Raw genomic sequence first — 22,266 nt, 5'->3', positions numbered from 1 at the left:
AGTGATAAACATAAAATAAATCATGTAACAGCGAAACCGTAGAATAAGAGTAGTAGATATCCAGGTTTTATTGATAACGGCAGGTCATGCTGCCGGCAGAGAGTCTTAAAGTGGTGGGATTAAGATAATAAAACGGATGTTGAATGGACTTATGAGGTCGGGAAGAAAGGAATTTTCTGAGTAATGCCCGACGGGATGTTCACCCGTTATCAAGGAACCGTGTATGAAAGTACATGAACAGAGTGGATGATTGATTCATCAAGCCGGGTGGTACCGCAGAAGACTGTATAACAAGCTTCTGTCCCTGCAGAAATTGCAGAGACAGGGGCTTTTTTTATTGCCGCTGTACCCCAAACTTCATCTCCGGGATTCGCGCCATAAGAAAGGAGAACACAATTATGAAAAAAATTCCGCACAGAGTATATTTAACCGAGGAGCAGATGCCTAAGCAGTGGTATAACCTGAGGGCAGACATGAAGGACCTTCCCGACCCTCTTTTAAACCCGGGCACAGGCAGACCGATCACCGAGGAGGAACTCTATCCCGTATTCTGTGAAAAACTGGCACATCAGGAACTGGACAATACGACACGTTACATTGACATCCCGGAAGAGGTCCAGGACTTTTATAAAATGTACCGCCCCTCCCCTCTCATCCGCGCCTACAATCTGGAGAAATATCTGGACACACCAGCTAAGATTTATTATAAATTCGAGGGCAATAACACCTCCGGAAGCCACAAGTTAAACTCCGCTGTAGCTCAGGCATATTACGCAAAAGAACAGGGATTAAAGGGCCTGACAACAGAGACAGGCGCCGGTCAGTGGGGAACCGCCCTGGCAGAAGCGTGCTCCTTCTACCATCTGCCTCTGATCGTCTATATGGTAAAATGCTCCTACGAGCAGAAACCATTCCGCAAGTCCGTGATCCACACCTTTGATGCGGAGATCGTTCCAAGCCCCAGCGAGACCACAGAGATCGGCCGTAAAATCCTGGCTGAAAATCCCGGCACTTCAGGCAGCCTGGGCTGTGCCATCTCCGAAGCTGTGGAAAAAGCGGTTTCCACGGACGGCTATAAATACGTGCTGGGTTCTGTGCTGAACCAAGTGCTGCTCCATCAGTCCATCATCGGCCTGGAGTCCAAGACAGCCATGGAACTGCTGGATGAGTACCCGGACGTTGTGGTGGGATGCGCAGGCGGCGGCTCCAATCTGGGCGGCCTGATCTCACCATTTATGCAGGATAAACTCACAGGAAAGGCTGACCCGCGCATCGTGGCAGTGGAACCGGCTTCCTGTCCGTCCCTTACCCGCGGAAAATACGCCTACGATTTCTGTGATACCGGAAAGGTGACGCCGCTTGCCAGAATGTACACTCTGGGCTGTGACTTCATCCCATCCGCAAACCATGCAGGCGGTCTGCGTTACCACGGCATGTCCCCTATCCTCTCCAAGCTGTATCATGACGGCTATATGGAGGCCATTTCCGTAGAACAGACAAAAGTATTTGAGGCAGCCACCATGTTTGCGAAACAGGAGACCATCCTGCCTGCACCTGAGTCCGCACATGCCATCTATGGTGCCGTACAGGAGGCTCTGAAATGCAAAGAATCCGGGGAAGCCAAAACGATTCTCTTCGGCCTGACAGGAACCGGATATTTCGATATGTATGCGTATCAGTCCTATATGGACGGAACAATGAAAGATTATATTCCTACGGATGCGGAGCTGGAAAAGAGTTTTGCAAGACTGCCTAAAATACCTGGAATCCAGGAATAAGAGCAAATACAAAAGCCCGTTTTTCAGATTTTCAGTCTGAAAAAGCGGGCTTTTACTATGGATTGTATTCCTGTCAGGCACTCACATCTGACTCTTCCAACCGCACAGCAGGCATACCTTCATCCACAGGCAGTTTTTTCAGAAATGACGCTACCAGAGGAAGAGAGATAGCAAAGGTCAGGACATCCGCCACTGCCTGCGCGATCTGGACTCCTCTCAGCCCCATCACTGCCGGTAGTATGAGAATGAGGGGAATAAAGCAGATTCCGCTCCTGAGCGCAGAGAGAAGGGATGCTTTTTTGCTCTCGCCCACACTCTGCAGCATCATGTTGGTACAGACAGAAAGAGGCTGGAAGAAGAAAGCAATGCACTGACATCGAAGGGCAAAGACACCGATGGCGATTACCTGCGGGTCATCCCGGAACACCCCGATGATGCCTGAGGATACGAAAAGGCAGATAATCGCAAAGCTTCCAAGCATGATCTCCCCTGAGCCTGCCGTAAACCAGAACCCCTTCTTTACACGGGAATATTTCCCGGCGCCGTAATTAAATGCCGCCACCGGCTGAAATCCCTGACCCAGACCCAGCCCTACTGAGAATACCAGCATGCAGATCCTGTTCACAATACTCATAGCCGCCACTGCCGCGTCTCCATACACTGCTGCCTGATGATTGAGGAGCATGGTGGACACACTGCCCAGCCCCTGCCGGATCAGACTTGGAAATCCTGTCGCAACGATCAGTCCCACCTCGCGGATATCTCTTGTCACAAGCCGTATGGACAATCTGCTCTGGGTCTTCTTCGCCACAAACATATAGAGAAGGATAAAAAAGCTGATCATCTGGGATAGGGCTGTGGCAAGCCCGGCGCCCAATACCCCCATATTCAGGCCGAACATAAGGATCGGGTCACCTATCATATTCAGAATGCCGCCTGTTGTCAGTCCTATCATGGCATAAGCAGCCATGCCCTCGTATCGCAGAATATTGTTCAGCACACAGCTCCCCGTCATAAAAGGACCTGCCAGCAGAATAAAAAGTCCATACTGTTTGGCAAACGGCAGGATTGTCGGGGTACTTCCCAGTGCCCGCATAAACGGAGTTAAAAACGTAATCCCCACCGCGCCGATCAGTGTTCCCGTCAGAATAGACAGAAAAAAACTGGTGGATGCAAATCTGCTTGCACTCTCCCGGTCTCTTTTTCCAAGCTTTCTGGATATGATACTGCCTGCCCCGTGTCCGAACATAAACCCAAAAGCCTGCAGAATGGCCATCAGGCTGAACACCACTCCCACCGCCCCGCTGGCGCTGGTTCCTAAACGGCTGACAAAATATGTATCTGCAGTGTTATAGATATTGGTGATCAGCATACTTATAATAGTAGGAATGCCCAGACGCACGATCAGGTTGGATACCGGCGTCTGCGTCATCTTCTCATATTGTTTTCGTTCCCGCTCCTCCGCTGTGATTTCCGATGCTGTCATAATCTTTCTTTCTCCCCCTCTCTCATTACAAGTACCGCCAGACTTTCCACCATATACCGAAAACTGGTACTGCTGTCCGGATTTTCATAGGTAAGATACCCTTCCTGTTCCAAAGAGACAAAGCCGTGAAGGGCACTCCGTATGGTTCGCTGAAGGTTCACTGTCTTTTCGTGGTCTTTTACCTCCCTGCCGATGAGCACCAGGAAAGGATGGATGATCCGCTGGATGGCATGTTTCAGCTCCTCATTTTCGGAGGTGCGCATCTCTATGATGGCCTGGTAGAGTTCCGGGCTTTCCATGGCGAATTTACGGTAAGCATCCGCCATGATACCCAGCGCCTCTGTAAAATCAGAATATGTATATGCCTGTTTCAGGGCTTTTTCCAATTCTGTTATACCGTGCATGCCAACTGCCGTGTTGACCTCCTCAATGCCATTTACATGATTATAGAGAGAGGCCGGCTGCACGCCCAGACGAGCTGCCAGCTCACGCATGGAAAAATTCCGGTATCCCTTCTCTTCCACCAGTTCTATGGCTGCCTCCATGATCACTTCCGCATTCAATCCTCTTCTTCCCATGACGGTCTCCTTTTTCCGGACAAAATTGATATGCCGCGTGCGGTATTTTCCATTGCGGCAAAAAACTAACACCGTTCGTATAATCTATATTATATACGAACGGTGTTAGTTTTGTCAAATATACTTAGTCAAAGGCTGCCTCTGCCGCATTTTTCATCAATTGTTCCATATCGCTGTAGGTAATATGAAAATACTCTTTTAAAAGTTCCAGCTCCTTCGTTATCGTCGTGCCGCTCACGGTCCTGTTATCCGTGTTCACCGTAACGGGAATCCCGGCTTCCATAAACTCCAGGATCGGGTAATCCTTCAGGCTGTCCACAGCTTTTGTCTGCAGATTGCTGGTGGGACACATTTCAAGAGGAATCCTCCGCTGTGCACACAGTGCCTTCAGATTCTTATCCTTCCTGACCGCGATTCCATGGCCTATCCTGTCAGCTCCCAGTTCAATGGCGTCCCACACGCTCTGCGCGCTGCCGCACTCGCCTGCATGGATCGTAAAGGGCATACCCAGTCTCTTTGCTTTCCGGAACATTTCCGCCTGGGTCTTTACCGGAAATGCAGCTTCATCCCCGGCCAGATCAACGGCAGCCACGCCCCGGCCCAGATACTCTCTGGCTGTTTCTACCAGCTCCACGTTTTTTTCCGCCGGCATATGACGCATACCGCAGAGGATCAGATTTCCGCCTACACCATACTTTTCCCGGCCTTCCCGCAGACCATCCAGAGCTCCTTCAATGATCTCCCTGCATGTAAGTCCCTCCCGCACGGACAGAAGCGGCGCAAAACGAATCTCCATGTATACCACATTCTCCTTTGCCCCATCTCCTAAAAGCTGGGACACAGCCATGCGGAAACTATCCCGGTCCGCCAGACAGGACAGGGGCAGGTCGAACTTTTCCAGATATTCTTTCAGGCTTTTGCAGTCCGGCTGTACCTGAAGAAGATCCATAAGCTTTTCCCCTGCAGGAATGTCCACCCCGGCACCGGATGCCAGTTTTCTTATGACTGCCTCCGATAGGGAGCCGTCCAGGTGGCAGTGCAGGTCATATTTTTTCAGTTCCTCAATGGCATTCATCTGCATTCCTCCATATAATTCCGGGATATCCGAATCGTTCCTTCTGGCATGGGTATACCGAAATTCTCCGCCACACAGGCGCCGACTGCCGCAAAGGAATCCGCCTGGGGCAGCGCTTTTCCTTCCTGTATGGACGGCGAATACAACAAAAACGGCACCTGCTCTCTTGTGTGGTCTGTCCCCTGGTAAGTAGGGTCATTTCCATGGTCCGCCGTGATGATGAGCATATCGTCTTCCCTCATGGCGTCCAGAAAAACTCCCAGCTTTTCATCAAAACGTTCCAGCTCCCCGGCATATCCTTCCGGATCCCTTCTGTGCCCCCAAAGGGCATCAAAATCTACCAGATTCACAAAACACAGCCCGTGAAAATCATCCTCCTCTGCTTCCCGGATGGTCTGTTCCATGCCGTGGACAGAGCTCTTTGATTTCAGAGCTTTTGTGATTCCTTCTCCGGCGAAGATATCATTGATCTTGCCAATGGAGATCACATCCAGCCCCGCATCCTTCAGGGCATTCAGCACGGTTTTCCCAAAGGGTTTGACCGCGTAGTCATGGCGGTTGCTGGTCCGTCTGAACTCTCCCTTCTTTCTGCCCACATAAGGCCTCGCAATGACTCTTCCCACCTTCCACTCATCTTTCATGGTAAGCTCCCTTGCGATCTCACAGCACCGGTACAGCTCCTCCAGGCCGAAAGTCTCCTCATTGCCGCAGATCTGCAGTACAGAATCCGCGGAGGTGTAGACGATCATATGTCCGGTGGCAATTTCCTCCTCACCAAGTTCATCCAGAATCTCTGTGCCGCTGGCGCTCTTATTGCCGATCACCTTATGCCCGGTTCGTCTTTCCAGCTCCGCGATCAGTTCAGGTGGAAATCCTGTCTCAGTGAACGTGATAAAAGGCTTTTCTGTCTTCAGGCCCATCATCTCCCAGTGGCCTGTCATGGTGTCCTTTCCCCTGCTGGTCTCATTGAGTTTTGTGTAATATGCCAGAGGATGTTTTACAGGTTCTATTCCCTCCAGCGGGTGAAGATTGGCAATTCCCAGCTTCTGCATATTGGGAACAGAAAATCCCTTCACATGCGAGGCAATGTGCCCAAGAGTATCTGCCCCTGCATCACCAAACTGCTCCGCATCCACGGCACCGCCCACCCCCAGGGAATCTATAACGATCACAAACACTCTTCTGAATCTTTCTTTACATTCCATCTGCTACCTCTTTTCTGTTATGCCATATTTTCCGCTCCGGATCACTTTTTTTCCTTTCGGATCAGTTCCCGGACTGCTTCCACTGCCACCTGTATGGCGCCCTCCGTATCGTGTACGACAGGATTCGGCAGATCCTTTTTCGCCCGCTCCTGGTTAGCCACCACCAGAAAAACGCTGCCTGCCCGGACTTTCAGATAACTGGCTACAATGAAAATAGCTGCGGATTCCATCTCCGATGCTTTACAGCCCAGTTTCAGCCATGCATCCCATTTGTTCAGCAGTTCATAGCCCACCGGTTTCGTCTCCGGGGAATGCTGTCCGAAAAAGGAATCCTTACACTGCACCACTCCCACATGGTAAGGCTTCTTCAGCGTTTCTGCTGCATTTACAAGGGCATTGGTCACACCAAAATCCGGTACTGCCGGGAACTCAATGGGCGCGTATTCCTTGCTGGTCCCCTCCATGCGGATGGCTCCGTTGGCAATGACGATATCGCCGCTTTTTACATCCAGATCCATGCCTCCGCAGGTTCCTATCCGGATAAATGTATCAGCGCCTGACATGACCAGTTCCTCCATGGCGATGGACGCAGAAGGGCCGCCGATGCCGGTGGATGTCACACTGACCATTTCCCCCTCCAGGGTACCCGTGTAGGTCACATACTCCCTGCTGTCCGCGATCAGCCTGGGATGGTCAAAATATTTGGCGATCTTTTCACAGCGCTTTGGGTCACCCGGCATGATAACATAACGCCCCACATCCCCTCTGCCAACCTGTGTGTGATATTGCTTTCCCTCTACCTCTGAATAATTTATCATATATTCATCCCTTTCCTGTAATTTACGTGGTTCATAGATTTATTATAACAAATCACAGGAAATAAAAAAGGTCATGTGTCTCTTTTTTACAAAAACCTGTTTTCATGTTACAATAACCTCAGGTTTCACTTCCCTGACGCCTGCCCACTCTGAAAACTCTGCTTCCACTGCGGACACTCACCAGGAGGTAAAAAAATGACATGGAACTTATTATTAATTTCATCTGTAATTCTGCTCTGTATTGTACTGCATCGGATTTCCGATAAGATCGGTGTACCCATGCTGCTGGCCTTTATCCTTCTCGGTATGGCTTTCGGAACAGACGGTATCGTAAAAATCTCTTTCGACAATTATCCGCTGGCGGAAAATATCTGCTCCACAGCACTGATCTTCATTATGTTCTACGGCGGTTTCGGCACCAACTGGAATGAGGCCAGACCTGTTGCCGTCAAATCTGTGTTCCTCTCCACTCTGGGAGTTGTGATCACCGCCGCCCTCACAGGTTTCTTCTGTTATTTTGTCCTGAAATTCAGCTTTCTGGACAGCATGCTCATAGGCTCTGTCATCAGCTCCACGGACGCGGCCTCTGTCTTCTCCATACTCCGTTCTAAAAATATGGGCCTCAAATACGGCACAGCCTCCATGCTGGAACTGGAAAGCGGCAGCAATGACCCCTGTTCCTATATGCTGACAGCAGTGGTTCTCTCTGCCATGAGCGGTACGGCAAGCGCAGGCTCTGTCTTTTATATGATTTTTGCGCAGCTCTTTTTCGGTATTCTCTTTGGATGCCTCATTGCTTTTGCAGCCCGTTTTATCCTGCAGCATATCCGTTTTGATATTGCGGGATTTGATATGGCTTTTGTCATCGCGGCAGCGCTGCTCTCCTATGCACTGCCTTCCATGGCGGGCGGCAACGGATACTTAAGTGCCTATATGGTAGGAATCATTCTCGGCAATACCAAGATCAGGAACAAAAAATCACTGGTAAACTTCTTCGACGGTATCACAGGACTTATGCAGATGCTCATCTTCTTTCTCCTTGGTCTGCTGGCAACGCCCTCAAAGCTTCCCCATATTTTCCTTCCGGCACTGGCAATCGCCCTGTTTTTGACCCTGGCGGCACGGCCTCTGGCGGTCCTGGCCATACTGACGCCATTCAAATGCCGTCTCAATCAGCAGGCCCTTGTCTCCTTTGCAGGGCTCAGAGGTGCAGCGTCCATTGTTTTTGCCATTATGGCCACTGTGGATGAGGCTTATACCGGCTTTGATGTCTATCATATTGTATTTTGTATTGTACTGCTCTCCATCTTATTCCAGGGAAGTTTTCTCTCCCAGGCAGCGAAGAAACTGAATATGAGTGACACAGAGGCGGATGTCATGAAGACCTTCAGTGATTACTCTGAGGAAGTTGACCTGCAGTTTATCCGCATCCGCATAACAGAGACACACTCCTGGAGCCATACGGCTGTGAAGGACATTCCCCTTCCCCCGGACACTCTTTTTCTCATGCTTCTGCGGGGGGACAAGACCGTGATTCCAAGCGGAGAAACCATTTTTCTCCCCGGGGATACGGCTGTATTAAGCGCCCGCGGATATCAGGAACAGGAAAATCTGGAGCTGACGGAAATGCGGATAACCGCAAAAAGTCCCTGGATCGGTATTAAGATTTCCGACTTCTCTCCCTATCCCGGCGAACTGGTCATTATGATTCTGCGCGGGGAGGAAACGGTTGTTCCGAACGGGGACACAGTCATTATGGAAAATGACCTGCTTGTGATCTATTCCGTACCGGAATACCGGAAAAATCTGCCCGTAAAAGAATTACCTGCCGGATAAGTCAAAAGCAGCTCCGCGGTTTTATTTTCCGCAGAGCTGCTCTTTTTTACATATAAGATCTCCAGTATCCTACATGTCTTTCATTGATTTCCCTGATAATTTCCGGTTCTATCTTAAAGTTTCTTTCCATATCCATAAGACCGTTGATCTCCTGCTGTACATCTGTCACCTGTGTGTAGCAGAAGCCGCAGATATAAGGTACCTTCTTCACAGCAGTCGTGATCTCATCAAAACGCCGGATGAACTCCTCCCTGCTGTTCACTTTATTGCCGTATCCCCAGCCGCTGTCGTCATTGTTGAAGGCAATTCCGCCGTATTCACTGATCAGGACCGGCTGGCCTTTGTATTCGTATCCGTTTGCCATTGCGGATTTGCTGCTGCTGTGATACATCTCTGTACTCAGAATCTCTTCTTTATGTCCTGCATACCGGTCATAGAAAATATCGCCGCATTCTTCATAATCATGAAGCGTAATGATATCGGAAACTGTATGCTCCCAACCGTCATTGACTACCACCGGGCGGTATCCGTCCATGCTCTTTGTGAGATGGTAAACTGCCTCTGTAAAATGCTGTTGTTTTCTATCCACTTCCACCCTCTGGATTCCCCAGGATTCGTTAAACGGAGTCCAGGTGATGATGGACGGATGGTTGTAATTCTGACGCACAATGTCGATCCATTCCTTTGTGAACAGCTCCACGGCATAATCTGAAAATCCATAGGCAGCGGCAGCCTCACTCCACACCAACATGCCTTTAACATCACACCAGTACAGGAAACGCTCATCCTCGATCTTCTGATGTTTGCGCAGGCCGTTGTAACCAAGCGCATGGATCTTGTCGATATCTTCGATCAGCGCCTCCTCACTTGGCGGGGTCAGATGGGAATCCTTCCAGTATCCCTGGTCAAGAATGAGTCTCTGATACAGTGGTTTGCCGTTCAGCAGAATGTTTGGTCCATCAATGCGGATTTCCCGCATGCCGAAATAAGAACCCACCTCATCACATATCTCTCCTTTGTACCGAACGCGGAAAGTAATGTCATACAGATCAGGCTCCTCCGGTGACCAGGTTCTTACGCCCCAGACAAAGGCATTCTCCCCTGAACCGGAGACTTCCAGCACGGTTTTTGCGTGGGAAGCAGCCATGAAAACCGTTCCTTTTGCCACAAACATTCCGTCAAAACTGACTACCGCTTCCACCGAAAGCTCATCGCCGAAGCATTCCGCGGCGGCGGCTATTTCATACTCCAGCTCCACCGCATTGTCTGTGAGTACAGGTGTTATCTTTACGTGGTCCAGTCTGATCTCCGGCACGTATTCCATCCATACGGTTTTCCAGATGCCTGTTGTCTGCACATACCAGCAGGCAAAATTTTCTTTAATCCAGCGCTGTTTTCCTCTTGGCTGGCGGATGTCAGTGGAATCCTCCACCTTCACTACAAGCTCATTTTCCCCGTCACGCACAAGGTCTGTCACGTCAAAGGAAAAGCGGGAATATCCGCCTCTGTGACTGCCCGCAAAACTGCCGTTTACCCACACTTTTGTCAGGAAATCACTGCCTTCAAAATGCAGGAGAAGCCTTTTGCCGCAAAGCATTTCGCCATTTACCGCAAAGCTGCGTCTGTACCAGACATTTTCATGGATCTCCTCCTCGCCGATACCGCTCAAGTTGGTCTCGTAGGTAAAGGGAACCTGAATCTGTCTCTCTCCTTTAAACTTCTCATACCATGCCTCTTTTTCTCCGCGGTTTTCGTCATCGAATCCAAAATCCCATGTCCCGTTTAAATTCATCCAGTTGTCACGCACAAACTGGGGTCTCGGATAGTCTTTTTTGTAGCATTTCATTTCTGTTTGTCCTCCTTATAGGTAAATGTCAATTACTTTTCCTGTCATCCCTTGACGCCGGACATGGTGATGCCTTCCACGATCTGACGCTCAAACAGGATATAAATAAGAATAACAGGCACCGCTGCTATCATATTTGCTGTCATTGGTTTTACATAGTCCACCGTATAAGTTCCCGCAAAGGTCGGAATACCTATGGGAAGGGTGAACTTGCTGCTGCTCATGGAACAGAGCAGGGGCCAGAGATAATTGTTCCAGCTTCCGATAAAGGCGAAAATACAGACAGTTGAGATAACCGCCTTTGACAAGGGCAGCACCACTTTGAAGAATGCGGTCAGCTCTCCTCCCCCGTCAATCTGCACTGCCTCCAGAAGCTCGTTTGGCAGTCCTTTAAAAAAGGTCACCATTATGATCAGATTCATGGAACCCGCAATTGTGGGCAATACAAGGCCTGCGTAGGAATCAATGAGATTCAGGCCGTTTGCCGTGATAAAAAGAGGTACAATGGTTGCTTCCCCCGGCACCATCAATCCCAGAAGAAAATAGAAATATAGCGCATTGTTCCCCTTAAATTTGATCTTTGCCAGAGCATACGCAGCCATGGCAGAAAGGATCACGGTCAGAACTGTAGTCAACACAGCGATAAATACACTGTTGAACAGCCATTTTGTAACATCCGAACCCAGAATAAGATCCGGGTAATTCTGGAATGTATACGGTGGTGTGAACCAGTCCAGTATACTATTGATCTGCTTTCCCTCTTTCTGGAAGGAAACTGCCAGAGACCACAGAATCGGCGTCATAAAGATCGCCGCCAGGATCACGGATATGATGGATAATACAATACTGCCCGGTTTTTTCTTTGCCTTAGAATTCATCAGCCTCTGCCCCCTTTCTCTCAATCGTCTTCTGCACAATAGTCAATACTACAAGTATCAGAAACAGTACATAGGACATGGCTGCCGCATACCCCATGTTGTTTTTCTTGAAGGCTGTCTCATATACGTACTGGATCAGCGGCCTTGTAGATCCTGCCGGCCCGCCTACTGTGATCATATAAATCTGTCCAAATACTTTGAAACAAGCAATGACCTGCAGAAGTACCACCAGATAAGTAGTCGGCTTCAAAAGCGGCAGTACGATGGAGAAAAGCTGCTGTCTCTTGGTTGCGCCGTCTATGGATGCGGCCTCATATATCTGGGGCGATATATCCTGAAGCGCAGACAGATACAGAAGCATGGAAAATCCAACCGTCCACCAGATCGTCATGGCTGTGATGGCTGACCAGGCAAGACCGCTCTCGTTGAGCCACTGCAGCTCCCTGTCCGGGGGAAGGACCTTAATAAAATGCAGAAATCCGTTGATAAATCCCCGGTACGGCGTGAACATATATTTTGCTATAAATGCCGCAACAGACACAGACAGTACACTGGGAAGATAATAACAGATACGCAGGCCCTTCTTTAATTTGTTCGGCCGGTTGGCAAACAGGGCTAGAATCAGTGCCATGATCACCAGAAGGGGTGTGGTGATCAGTACGAAATACGTAGTGTGCCATAGGGCGTCCAGAAACTTTTTATCCCCCAGGAATTTTATGTAGTTGTCAAGTCCCACGAACTTTACTTTTCCCATCAGAGACCATTTATGAAGGCTGACATAGACACCCTGGATCACCGGCCAAATGGTAAATACTGTATACAGGATAAAAAAGGGAAGTATGAATCCCAGTCCTGCCATCAGGTTTTTGAGCTTTCTTTTTTTACTCACTTGATTTCCTCCTTACAGCTTCCCGCTCACGATAGTTTTGCTGTCTGCAAGGGAAAGGAGAGCCTTATGCTCCCCCTTCTCTGCCCTGCTTATTTACGGAAGATTCGTATCAAGTTCGTCGTAAAGCATACCGACTGCCTCTTCTGCGTCAGTATCACCTGACCACAGAGTATTCAGACTGTCAATCATACCTGACTTCATAGCATTAAATGTAGAAACCTTTGAGGGAAGAACTGCTGTCTCCAAAGCTTCCATATAGCTGCTTCTGTAGGGCATATCCAGATATTCCTGGCTTTCCCTGACTGCATTGCTGGCAGGTATCTGACCTGAGCCTGCCCATGTAAGGCCGCCTTTTTCGGAAGCACTTACCATAAATTCCACTGCTGCTTTGCTGTCCTCCTCGCTTCTGTCTTTCTTAGTCGGAAGAATCAGTGTATGGGAGTCTGCCCAGCATGCATTCTTGTCAAACATCTGCGGATAAGGCATGGCACCGAAATTCAGGTTTTCTGTTTTCTCCAGGGCTCCGGTTCCCCATGTACCACCAATATAGATGCCGGCTTTTCCGCTCTGGAAAAACTGCTGGTGGTCATCAATTCCTTCTGCCACATAGCCCTTGTCATAGAGGCTCTTTACAAATTCCGCCGCCTTTACCGCAATGTCTTTATCCATGGTGACTTCACTGCCGTCTTCATTCACAAGAGGGGTTCCTCCCATCTGGAAGTAAGTCGCCCACCATACACGATATGGGTCATCACCATTATTTGTCAGAGAGATAACTGAGCCTCCCTCCGGGATAACCGCTTTGATCTTATCACAAACTGCGTAGAAATCGTCTTCACTGGCAATAGCAAGCTGGCCCTTGTCATTCAGCGCGACGCCTGCCTGGTCCAGGATATCTTTGTTGAAATACATGATCTCTGCATGGGTATCCAGCGGAACCGCGTAAATAGAGCCGTCAAAGGTTACAGATTCCAGGGATGTCTCGGAATACATGGTGCTCAGGTCCACGCCCAGTTCATCCAGATAATCGTCCAGAGGGGCAACCACACCCTGTTCTACCAGTTCCGGAAGGGATGATGCATGGGAAACACCAATATCAGGGCCTTTGCCTGCCGCCACTGCTGTCTGCAGCTTTGTATAGTAATCTGCCCATACCAGCATAATGGACTGTACCTGCTTTTCCGGGCCACCCTCATTGTATTCGCTTATCATCTTATCCATGAATTCCCCGTCGCCGCCGCTGAACAGAGACCAGAATACCAATTTATTTTTGTCTACAGCTACTGCTTCCGGATTGTTGACTGTTCCATCGTCGTTAACATCCGCTGAGGCCTCTTCACCCTGCTCTTCGGTTCCTTCTTCCTGAGAGGATTTTACCCCCCCCTCGCTTTTTTCTGAATTTTCGCTTCCACAGCCGGAAAGGACTGCTGCTGCAGTTAATGTAAGTGCCAGGATCGATGCGATTGCTTTACGTTTCATACTTTCTCTTCCTCCTTGAAATTTGGTTTCTTATCCTTTTGTGACCGGTCATAAAAACAATATTACTGTTGGTTATTTCTTTGTAAGAGCCTCATTTAAAACAGTTTTATTGTTCTTTATGTATCTATAATACCGTCATTTCGTCAGTATGTCAAGTTTTATTTTGCTAATTTTTGTGTTTTTGACCATTTATAACAGTATTTCTATTTATATACAACAGTATTACTGTTTTATTAAGTATCTTTTTACTGTTTGTTTTCAGTATTTCTGTCATAACTGAGTGGGTGTGCTTCTTGTTCTCATAATTATTTGGCATGTGATGTCAAAACTGCAGGCTCCCGCAGTAAGCCAAAAAGTCCAAAGACAGAATTCCTCTGCTTATAATTTAAAAATATAATTTACAATAGGATTTTTCATATACCAGATCTGGTATAGATTTGTAAGACAGGGATGCCGCTGTCAGATTAAGCAGCATCCGCTCTCAGAATTTCGGTTATGTTATCAGGTCTCAGAAGCAGCGGATCAAATTTTATCCATTTTATCCATAAATTCGGCAACGGAGCCGACATGTGCCGCCAGCTTCAAATACTTTAAAAGGACGTCCCGATTCCTCTCCCCCAGGATTTTATCTCTGAGTTCATCGGAAACAGGCCCCAGATCCTGCAGTAAGAACAGGACTGACTCAGACTTGCCTTCCGTTTTGCCTTCCGCGCGCTCATCTCTCAATAACTCTTCCAGCAGCATGAATTTCTCCTCCATTTCCCGGCTGCTCTTGATTTTTATCATAGACTCCTGGATTTTTTTTATAAAATCATCCCGGTAATCCTGAGTGCTCTCAGGCAGATCAGCCTTAACAAATTTCAGAAACTTAACTAGATTTTCAGGTACTTCTTTCTCATTTTCCCCACAGGCGCTTAAAAATATGGTAACTCTCCCGTCCGAAACGGTTCTCTTTGTCTCTGCACAGATATTCTGAAGCGTATAGCGGTATTTCTTCAGGCCAAAGGGGTCAAAATCACAGATAAAGATCACATAAGCTGCGGGAAGCCGTTCATAATCCTCCCCTGTAAGCAGCAGCTCCATGTCCATCTGGCTGTGATAGTATCTGGCCCTTTTCTCCAAAAAAGACTTTTTTGCCACCTGCATTTCTACATTGTAATGTGTTCGGTTCTCATCTTTGGCTATGATGTCAAGTCGTATCCCCCGGTATTCCGGATGATAAATCATGCTTTTCTCTCTGCTGATTTCTACCTTTTCAATAGGAAAACCCACAGCCATCTCCAGAAAATCACGGCAGATTTCTTCATTTACCATAACTGCACCAAACATAAAATTGTCTTTGAACATCAGTTGTGCCAGTTTTCTGTTTTGATTCATAAACAACCTCCGCATAAGCAGAGGAATTCTGTTCTGATTATATCACATCAGATTTGCAATTGCCATATTTAATTTTATATATTCGAATTTTCCTTTTGAGTCACTGCTCTTCCCAAACAGTAAGCAGGCAAGCCTGACGCCCATAAGGCAGGAGGTACTGTTTCCTCCGTGCCGGCCAATACGCTTGGCGCTGCACAGATCGGGAAGATTCTGCTCCATATGGCACCGACAGCCTGTACAACAGATTTGATTTAATACTCCACACTCATTACAATATCCTGCTCATAGTTTCCAAAAGACTTTCCAAACAGATTAAATCCGCCTATATACCTGGCGTCCTCCTTATTTCCTATCCGTACATCAATGTATGGCTTCTCCATGAGGAAGAGGTCCTCCAGTGTGGCTTCCGCTGCCTTGTTTCCATTGATAAAACAGCCGTCTCCAAGTATCTCCCAGGTCATGAGCATTCCGTACTGGGTAGAGCCGTCCGGCCATACGGCGGGATTCAGTCTGCCTCTTCTGCTTCCGAAATCGCCTGGGCATGTCCAGGTTCCGCAGTCCACACCGTTTATCCATACCGTGATATCTGATTTCCAGTCCTCCCTGTATCCCGGAGCCTCGGAACAGATTTCCATGGACAGGCTCAGGCTCTTGGCATGACGGTTCTTTGGCACTGCGTTTGCGAATTTGTATTCCACATAGCCGGCAGATGTCCAGAAAAGTCCGGCTCTTATTTTCTCCGGATCATAAAAGCTGTACTCGGTATCCTCCATACCGATGACGCCTTCCGGGGAGTACAGGCCGCAGGTGGGATGGACCTTGCAGCCCGTATAACTGCCGATGGGCATTTCCACACTGACGATCTCATTGACGTCCAGGTTCCGCCTGAGCAGACACATATTTACAAAATCAAATTTTCTGCTGCACACCTTCATGGTTCCCCTGCTGCCCGGCTGTTCCTCCATACGGATCAAATCCGCCTTCTCTAAAAGCTTCAGATGAAAGGCAGCACTGGACTGGGGAATGTCCAGCGCCTTTGCGATCTCTCCTATGATCATATTGTCAGAATAGAGAAGCTTCAGGATTTCCACACGCACAGGGGAAGATAAAGCCTTTCCCACGTCACAGAGCGTCTCCACATTCTCCATATCCAGCTCTCTTATTTTTGCCATAATTCACCAACCCGTTTCTTTTTCTGATACAGCCATATGCGGTATCTCCATAGATTTTGTTTTTAGTATATCATCTTCTCCTGGCAGCAGCAAGAAAGTTTATGGCTGTATTCTCTTACCTTTTTTCTTTTTATCGGCTATGTATTTCACTTCCCGTCCCAAAAAGAACAGCGCCAGCAGATTCGGAATTGCCATCATACCGTTCAATGTATCGGACAGTTCCCATATAACACCCGGGGAAAGCATGCAGCCCGGCAGGGTCAGCAGAATATAACAGAACCGGTACGCTGCGGCGCCCTTTTCCTTACAGAGATAAGCAGCGGTCCGTTCTCCGAAGCAGGACCATCCCACAATGGTGGCAAAGGCAAACAGTACGGTGGCAGCAGCCAGAAACTGTTTTCCGAAAGGTATGGCCGTGGAAAATGCCATTCCCGTAAGTGTGGTGCCGTCAATATTCTCAATGCCTGCGGCCAGGTTCTGCAGACAGATTTCCGGCTGATAGACGCCGCTGACCAAAATAACAAGAGCTGTGACCGTGCAGACTAAAATCGTGTCTATGAAAATTTCTGCGATTCCCCACATTCCCTGGGTTTCCGGGTCTTTGACATCGGACTGCGCATGGGCGATCACCGAGGAACCAAGACCTGCCTCATTGGAAAAGATACCGCGGGCAACGCCCATCTGCAGCGCCCTGCTGATTCCGTATCCCGCTGCACCGCCCACTGCTGCCTTCACACGGAACGCCTCCCGGAATATGATACCGAATGCATCCGGTATCATCTCCTTATGGGCCCACAAAACCACCAGCGCCCCCAAAAGGTAAGCAGCCGCCATAACCGGGACCAGTTTCTCTGTGAGTGCTGCCACGCGCTTCAATCCTCCGTTCAGCACATAAGCGGTTGCCAGCATAGTCACAACACCTGTGAAAAAGGCCGGTATATGAAAGGCCTCCTCCAGGCCTTTTGCCATGGAATTCCCCTGTACCATGTTTCCCATGCCAAAAGAAGCGCCCAGGCAGCAGAGTGAAAAAATAACGGCCATCCATCTGCAGTGAAGCCCTTTGTCCATATAAACCATGGCTCCCCCCACCCAGCCGCCGTTTTCATCCCTGTAGCGGTAACGGATTCCCAGATAGTTCTCCGCGTAATTGGTCATCATTCCAAAGAATGCGGAAACCCACATCCAAAATATAGCGCCGGGTCCGCCGGCCATGAGCGCAGTTGCCACCCCCGTGATATTTCCGGTTCCCAAAGTTGCCGCCAGCGCAGTGCAGAAAGACTGGAACTGGGAGATGGAATGCTCCTCTTTTGTTTTTCTCACCTCTTCTTTTTTCAGCAGGGAACCCAGTGTGGTGCTAAACCATTCCTTTGCATGGGTGATCTGGAAAAATCTTGATTTTATGGTAAATCGTATGCCTGTTGCCAGAAAGAAAAACAGCATCCCCGGACTCCAGACAAATTCGTGAAGCGTGTGCAGAAAGTTTGACATGCAGGACCTGCCCAAAAAGATATTCATAGCAGTATATGAGAGTGCTGTCCGAACTATGAACAGCCGGAAAGAGCGGGAAGAGAAAAAGGCTGCTCCGGTCATCCCGAAACAGCCTTAAATACATATGTTTTACAGCGGAATTACTCGAAAGCTTTTCCTACAGAACCAAACAGTTCCATTTTCTCTTTGATAGTAGCACAGATAGCGTCAAAGCCCGGTTTTAATAATTTACGCGGGTCATAGCCTTTGCCCTGGTTATCTTTTCCTGCTTCGATGTACTCACGTGTAGCAGCAGCGAAAGTAAGCTGGCACTCTGTGTTTACGTTGATCTTGGATACGCCAAGGTCGATGGCTTTTTTGATCATATCAGCCGGGATACCTGTACCGCCGTGCAGAACTAACGGCATCTCGCCTGTCAGTTTCTGGATGTCATCCAGAACGTCAAAACGAAGGCCAGCCCAGTTTTCCGGGTATTTTCCATGAATATTTCCAATACCTGCTGCCAGCATGTCCACACCCAGATCAGCGATCATCTTGCATTCCTTCGGGTCTGCGCACTCGCCCATTCCCACAACGCCGTCTTCCTCGCCGCCGATGGAACCAACTTCAGCTTCCAGAGATAAGCCGAGGCCTTTGCAGACACCTGCTAACTCTTTTGTCTTCTCAACGTTCTCTTCGATGGGGTAATGAGAACCATCAAACATGATGGATGAGAATCCGGCTTTGATACATTTGTAGCATCCTTCATAAGTACCGTGATCCAAATGCAGAGCCACCGGAACAGTGATGTTCAGCTCTTCAATCATAGCCTTTGTCATTTCCGCAACGGTCTTGAAACCGGTCATGTATTTTCCGGCTCCTTCGGATACACCCAGGATGATCGGGGATTTGCACTCTTCTGCTGTTAACAGAGCTGCTTTTGTCCACTCCAGGTTATTGATATTGAACTGTCCTACTGCATAGTGTCCTGCTTTTGCTTTTTTAAGCATTTCAGCTGCTGATACTAACATAAATATAACCTCCACTAATTGAAAATTCTCGCTTTTCCCATCCCTGCTCAGACGAATGGCCTGTTCATAAGGAAAGAACGATTTGTTATTATTATAACACATTTCCCCCTTCTGGCAAGCTTTTCTTACGCAAATTTACCAATACTGAGCACCTGCTGTTATCCCTTAACGCCTCCGGCAGTCATACCCGCTATAAAATATTTCTGAAAAGCCAGGAAAAGTATCAACACGGGAATGATTGCCATAACTGACCCTGCAAGCAGAATATCATAATTATTTCCATAAGGAGTCATCAATGTTGAAAGTCCGATAGGCAGAGTCATTTTGCTGTTACTCTTCAATACGATCAAAGGCCACAGAAAATTATTCCAGCTGATCATACCCTGGTATATTCCCATGGAAGCAAATGCCGGAGCCATCAGCGGAAGAATGATCTTCACAAAAATACCAATCTCTGTACAGCCATCTACCCGAGCCGCATCCAAAAAGGCTGTTGATATACCTTTTAAGAACTGGTAAAAAAAGAAAATGGGGATAGGTGCTGCAATAAAAGGAAGAAGAACACCGGTAAATCTATCAATGAGCTGAAAAGTAATCATCTCTTTATAAAGAGGCAGCATAATAATCTCCATTGGTATCATCATTATCAAAAGCATACAGGAAAACCACAATTTTTTCATTTTAAATTCATACATAGCAAATCCATAGGCCACAGATGCACTTACAAATAAGGACAACAGTGTCTGCACAATTGTCAGCAGAAAACTATTTTTAAACCAGATAAAGTACTCTGTTCCGGATGTAAACAGGCTCTTAAAATTAAAAAAGCCCATAATATCCAAATCTATCCTGGCATTCAACCCGGAACGTATAATCTCTGATGAAGGCTTTAGTGCTCCAATTACCAGGCAAAGTATGGGAAATAACACAATCACGGAAAGAATCAAAAAAATCAGCATAATACCTGCGTTTATCTTCTTTTTAGTCATTTATGCCCTCTCCTTTTTATTTGAAATATACATCTGCACTGCATTAAATGCCAAAGTCACGATCAGCAGAAATACACCAATGGAAGATCCGAATCCCATATTATTCTGTTCCCATCCTGCTCTGTACAGATATCCCACAATTGTAAGTCCCATATCATTCGGTGAACTGTTCCCTGCCCACAGCATATAACTCTCTGTGAACATAGCAAGACCGCCGTAGATAGAAATGGTCAGGACATACGTTGTTATTGGCCTCAACATAGGCACCGTGATATATCTAAACTTCTGCCATGTATTTACACCATCCAGATCTGCAGACTCATAAATTTCTTCCGGAATGCTCTGAAGACCGGAAAGAAAATACAGCAGATTTATCCCTACCCATCTCCAGAATGCCAGAAAGATCAGAACCATAAAACCAGTGGTACCATTTCTTAACCATTTTACCGGACTTTTCCCGAAGACACCAATAATCTGATTCATCAGCGCGCCGTCAGATTCGGCAAACAGAAGCCGAAAAATAATGCCCGCCACTACAACAGATGTCAATGTGGGCACAAATAATGCAGACTTAAAAAATGTCTTTCCCACCATTTTTTTGCTGTTGATCATACAAGCCAAAATCATTGGCACAGGTATTAAAATTGCAAGTGTAATCAGTGTATACGCCAGACTGTTTTTTACTGCCTTAAAAAATGTTGGGTTTAACAGATTTCTATAATTCTCCATACCGATATATTCCACCATTCCAGGCAGTACCGACTGGAAACTCATCTGTACAATGGAAATAACAGGGTACAGAAAAAATATCAGAAAAGACAACATAAAAGGCAGAATAAACAAGTATGGCGCTGCTTTTTTTGAATAACCAAACTGTTTGATTCTTTTCACCATATTAACCCCTTTTCCTTTATCAGAAATCCGGCACGGAATATACCCTTGACAGAATATATTCCGTTTATTCCGGTTAACCTTTTACTTTAATGAAGCAGCCTCTTCACTGCAGACAACTGCCGGATTCTCTTTCTCTTCAAATGCCCTGTACATCACTTTTGTATTCATGGCACTCACTACATCAGGGAAGTTCTCCCCTACTGTTATGGCCGGAATTTCGTCTTTTACTTCCAGTAATGCTTCAAAAGGATTATTCTTAAAATACTTTGTGTATTTTGTATCAGCTTTTTTCACTTCATCCATATCCCAGACATCACTGCGCATGGGATCAAATCCTAAAATTGTATATTCTCTTACAGCTCCTTCCTCAGAAAGTTTTGCAAAGGCAAGAAATTCTGCTGCGAGCTCCTGATTTTCACATTGTACAGTGACTGCTGTTCCGGTACCGCCAAGGCCAACCGACCGGTCCTGTCCCTCTTCCCATACTGGATTAGGCGCGATTATAATTTTCCCGCTCAAATCAGGCATATAATCTGTAAAACGCCCCATATACCACATAGGCATCATAGCCGAAGCTGCGCCCCCCTCATTCATAAAGCCCCAATACTCCTCACATTGATGGCTGCCGCCCGGAGAGACAACAGCAGTTCCGTCATCCAGCATTTCCTGAAGGAACGTAAGTGTCTTTATCATCTCAGGAGAATTTACATTATTGGTACCGTCTTCTTTTAAAAGCCCGCCGCCCTGCTGAGCAAGAAAAGGCATGAGAAAAAACGGATCATTTCCGGTATCTACTGTGCACATAGGTTTCCCTGTTTTTTCAAGCACTGTCCTGCCGGCTTCATGGAAATCATCCCATGTCTTAATCTGTGTATAATCCACACCGGCTTCCTCAAGAATTTCCGCATTGTAGTATGTCATAGATGCACCTACATGAAAATCCAAACCGTAACAGTTGTCATCTTTGGTATAAATATCAAGCCTGGACTGCACCACATTATCTTTATACTGTGCAATGGCATCATTTAAAGATACCAGCTGCGGTTCACCCTTTAGAAAATTGGCAAATTTTCCGAGTTCGATATCAGCCATATCAGGAGCGCCTGTCCCTGCCTGCAGGGCAATGAGAAGTTTATTGTGCATATCCTCATACGGCAGTACAGAATATGTCAGTTTTATCTGTTTATCCGGATTTTCTTCATTCCAGAGTGCCTGCATTTCATCGTAAAAATCACAGTGAAGTTCCGTGGTCAGCCATATTTCAAAATCTGTTGCGGCTTTATTTCCTGCGGTCTCCTCCTCTGTATTTGTGTCACTCTTTTTTTCATTTTCTGTACTCTGGCTGCTGTTATTCCCACATCCTGCAAGCAGACCAAACGCCAAAACTACCCCAATGGCATAAGCAATTGTTTTTCTCTTCATAAATAAATACCTCCTTTAGCGTATACTTAGAATTTACTGTTTTCTT

The 22,266-nt window shown here is 47.4% G+C and carries 18 protein-coding genes; 2 read left to right on the top strand and 16 right to left on the bottom strand.

Annotated elements, in window-relative coordinates; all coding sequences use genetic code 11:
- Nucleotides 1-398 precede the first annotated feature (398 nt).
- On the top strand, nucleotides 399-1,778 hold the full coding sequence (locus V8Q34_RS00360; RefSeq protein WP_033139765.1) for a TrpB-like pyridoxal phosphate-dependent enzyme: 1,380 nt from the start codon (nucleotides 399-401) through the stop codon (nucleotides 1,776-1,778).
- 73 nt (nucleotides 1,779-1,851) lie between these two features.
- Here V8Q34_RS00360 and V8Q34_RS00355 read toward each other — a convergent pair whose 3' ends face one another.
- From V8Q34_RS00355 to udp, 5 genes are all read right to left on the bottom strand, one after another.
- Nucleotides 1,852-3,264, bottom strand: coding sequence for an MATE family efflux transporter (locus V8Q34_RS00355; RefSeq protein ID WP_335834515.1), 1,413 nt, complete (start codon nucleotides 3,262-3,264; stop codon nucleotides 1,852-1,854).
- Nucleotides 3,261-3,842 (bottom strand): TetR/AcrR family transcriptional regulator, encoded by a 582-nt coding sequence (locus V8Q34_RS00350; protein WP_103731284.1) that lies wholly within the window; start codon nucleotides 3,840-3,842, stop codon nucleotides 3,261-3,263. Before V8Q34_RS00350 ends, V8Q34_RS00355 begins: the two co-directional genes overlap by 4 nt.
- Nucleotides 3,843-3,966: 124 nt before the next feature.
- Nucleotides 3,967-4,917, bottom strand: a complete 951-nt coding sequence (add, locus tag V8Q34_RS00345) for an adenosine deaminase (protein ID WP_081960133.1) — start codon at nucleotides 4,915-4,917, stop codon at nucleotides 3,967-3,969.
- A complete protein-coding gene (locus V8Q34_RS00340) occupies nucleotides 4,914-6,122 on the bottom strand; it encodes a phosphopentomutase (protein WP_335834511.1) in 1,209 nt (402 codons plus the stop codon). The genes add and V8Q34_RS00340 overlap by 4 nt, the downstream gene beginning before the upstream one ends.
- A 41-nt stretch (nucleotides 6,123-6,163) precedes the next feature.
- The gene (udp, locus tag V8Q34_RS00335; protein WP_033139771.1) at nucleotides 6,164-6,940 is read right to left on the bottom strand and encodes a uridine phosphorylase; all 777 of its coding nucleotides are present in this window, start codon (nucleotides 6,938-6,940) and stop codon (nucleotides 6,164-6,166) included.
- 195 nt (nucleotides 6,941-7,135) lie between these two features.
- Between udp and V8Q34_RS00330 the strand changes: the two genes are divergently transcribed.
- A complete protein-coding gene (locus V8Q34_RS00330) occupies nucleotides 7,136-8,776 on the top strand; it encodes a potassium/proton antiporter (RefSeq protein WP_335834510.1) in 1,641 nt (546 codons plus the stop codon).
- A gap of 46 nt (nucleotides 8,777-8,822) precedes the next feature.
- Here V8Q34_RS00330 and V8Q34_RS00325 read toward each other — a convergent pair whose 3' ends face one another.
- The 11 genes from V8Q34_RS00325 to V8Q34_RS00275 form a co-directional block, all read right to left on the bottom strand.
- A complete protein-coding gene (locus tag V8Q34_RS00325) occupies nucleotides 8,823-10,622 on the bottom strand; it encodes a glycoside hydrolase family 2 protein (RefSeq protein WP_335834509.1) in 1,800 nt (599 codons plus the stop codon).
- A gap of 44 nt (nucleotides 10,623-10,666) precedes the next feature.
- Complete coding sequence (locus V8Q34_RS00320; RefSeq protein WP_335834508.1) at nucleotides 10,667-11,500, bottom strand: carbohydrate ABC transporter permease; 834 nt, start codon at nucleotides 11,498-11,500, stop codon at nucleotides 10,667-10,669.
- Nucleotides 11,490-12,389 (bottom strand): carbohydrate ABC transporter permease, encoded by a 900-nt coding sequence (locus tag V8Q34_RS00315; RefSeq protein ID WP_335834507.1) that lies wholly within the window; start codon nucleotides 12,387-12,389, stop codon nucleotides 11,490-11,492. The genes V8Q34_RS00320 and V8Q34_RS00315 overlap by 11 nt, the downstream gene beginning before the upstream one ends.
- A gap of 93 nt (nucleotides 12,390-12,482) precedes the next feature.
- Nucleotides 12,483-13,868: an ABC transporter substrate-binding protein gene (locus tag V8Q34_RS00310; RefSeq protein WP_335834506.1), complete on the bottom strand. Its 1,386-nt coding sequence runs from the start codon at nucleotides 13,866-13,868 to the stop codon at nucleotides 12,483-12,485.
- 522 nt (nucleotides 13,869-14,390) lie between these two features.
- Nucleotides 14,391-15,245, bottom strand: coding sequence for an Rpn family recombination-promoting nuclease/putative transposase (locus tag V8Q34_RS00305; RefSeq protein WP_335834505.1), 855 nt, complete (start codon nucleotides 15,243-15,245; stop codon nucleotides 14,391-14,393).
- A 251-nt stretch (nucleotides 15,246-15,496) separates the two neighbouring features.
- A complete protein-coding gene (locus tag V8Q34_RS00300) occupies nucleotides 15,497-16,417 on the bottom strand; it encodes an ArsR/SmtB family transcription factor (protein WP_033142781.1) in 921 nt (306 codons plus the stop codon).
- A 99-nt stretch (nucleotides 16,418-16,516) separates the two neighbouring features.
- Nucleotides 16,517-17,905, bottom strand: a complete 1,389-nt coding sequence (locus tag V8Q34_RS00295; protein WP_033142780.1) for an alanine/glycine:cation symporter family protein — start codon at nucleotides 17,903-17,905, stop codon at nucleotides 16,517-16,519.
- Nucleotides 17,906-18,045: 140 nt separating this feature from the next.
- Nucleotides 18,046-18,915, bottom strand: a complete 870-nt coding sequence (fba, locus tag V8Q34_RS00290; protein ID WP_033142779.1) for a class II fructose-1,6-bisphosphate aldolase — start codon at nucleotides 18,913-18,915, stop codon at nucleotides 18,046-18,048.
- A gap of 158 nt (nucleotides 18,916-19,073) precedes the next feature.
- Complete coding sequence (locus V8Q34_RS00285) at nucleotides 19,074-19,904, bottom strand: carbohydrate ABC transporter permease (protein ID WP_033142778.1); 831 nt, start codon at nucleotides 19,902-19,904, stop codon at nucleotides 19,074-19,076.
- On the bottom strand, nucleotides 19,905-20,798 hold the full coding sequence (locus V8Q34_RS00280) for a carbohydrate ABC transporter permease (RefSeq protein ID WP_335834504.1): 894 nt from the start codon (nucleotides 20,796-20,798) through the stop codon (nucleotides 19,905-19,907). It abuts the gene before it with no gap.
- 81 nt (nucleotides 20,799-20,879) lie between these two features.
- Nucleotides 20,880-22,220 carry an ABC transporter substrate-binding protein gene (locus V8Q34_RS00275; protein ID WP_335834503.1) on the bottom strand — a complete coding sequence of 447 codons (1,341 nt, stop codon included), beginning with the start codon at nucleotides 22,218-22,220 and terminating at the stop codon, nucleotides 20,880-20,882.
- Between the last annotated feature and the right edge of the window lie 46 nt (nucleotides 22,221-22,266).

Source organism: Blautia sp. JLR.GB0024 (genome assembly GCF_037000545.1).
Lineage (GTDB): Bacteria > Bacillota > Clostridia > Lachnospirales > Lachnospiraceae > Blautia > Blautia celeris.
The sequence above is the reverse complement of the archived record's forward strand: the minus strand, read 5'-3'. Positions and strand labels throughout refer to the sequence as shown.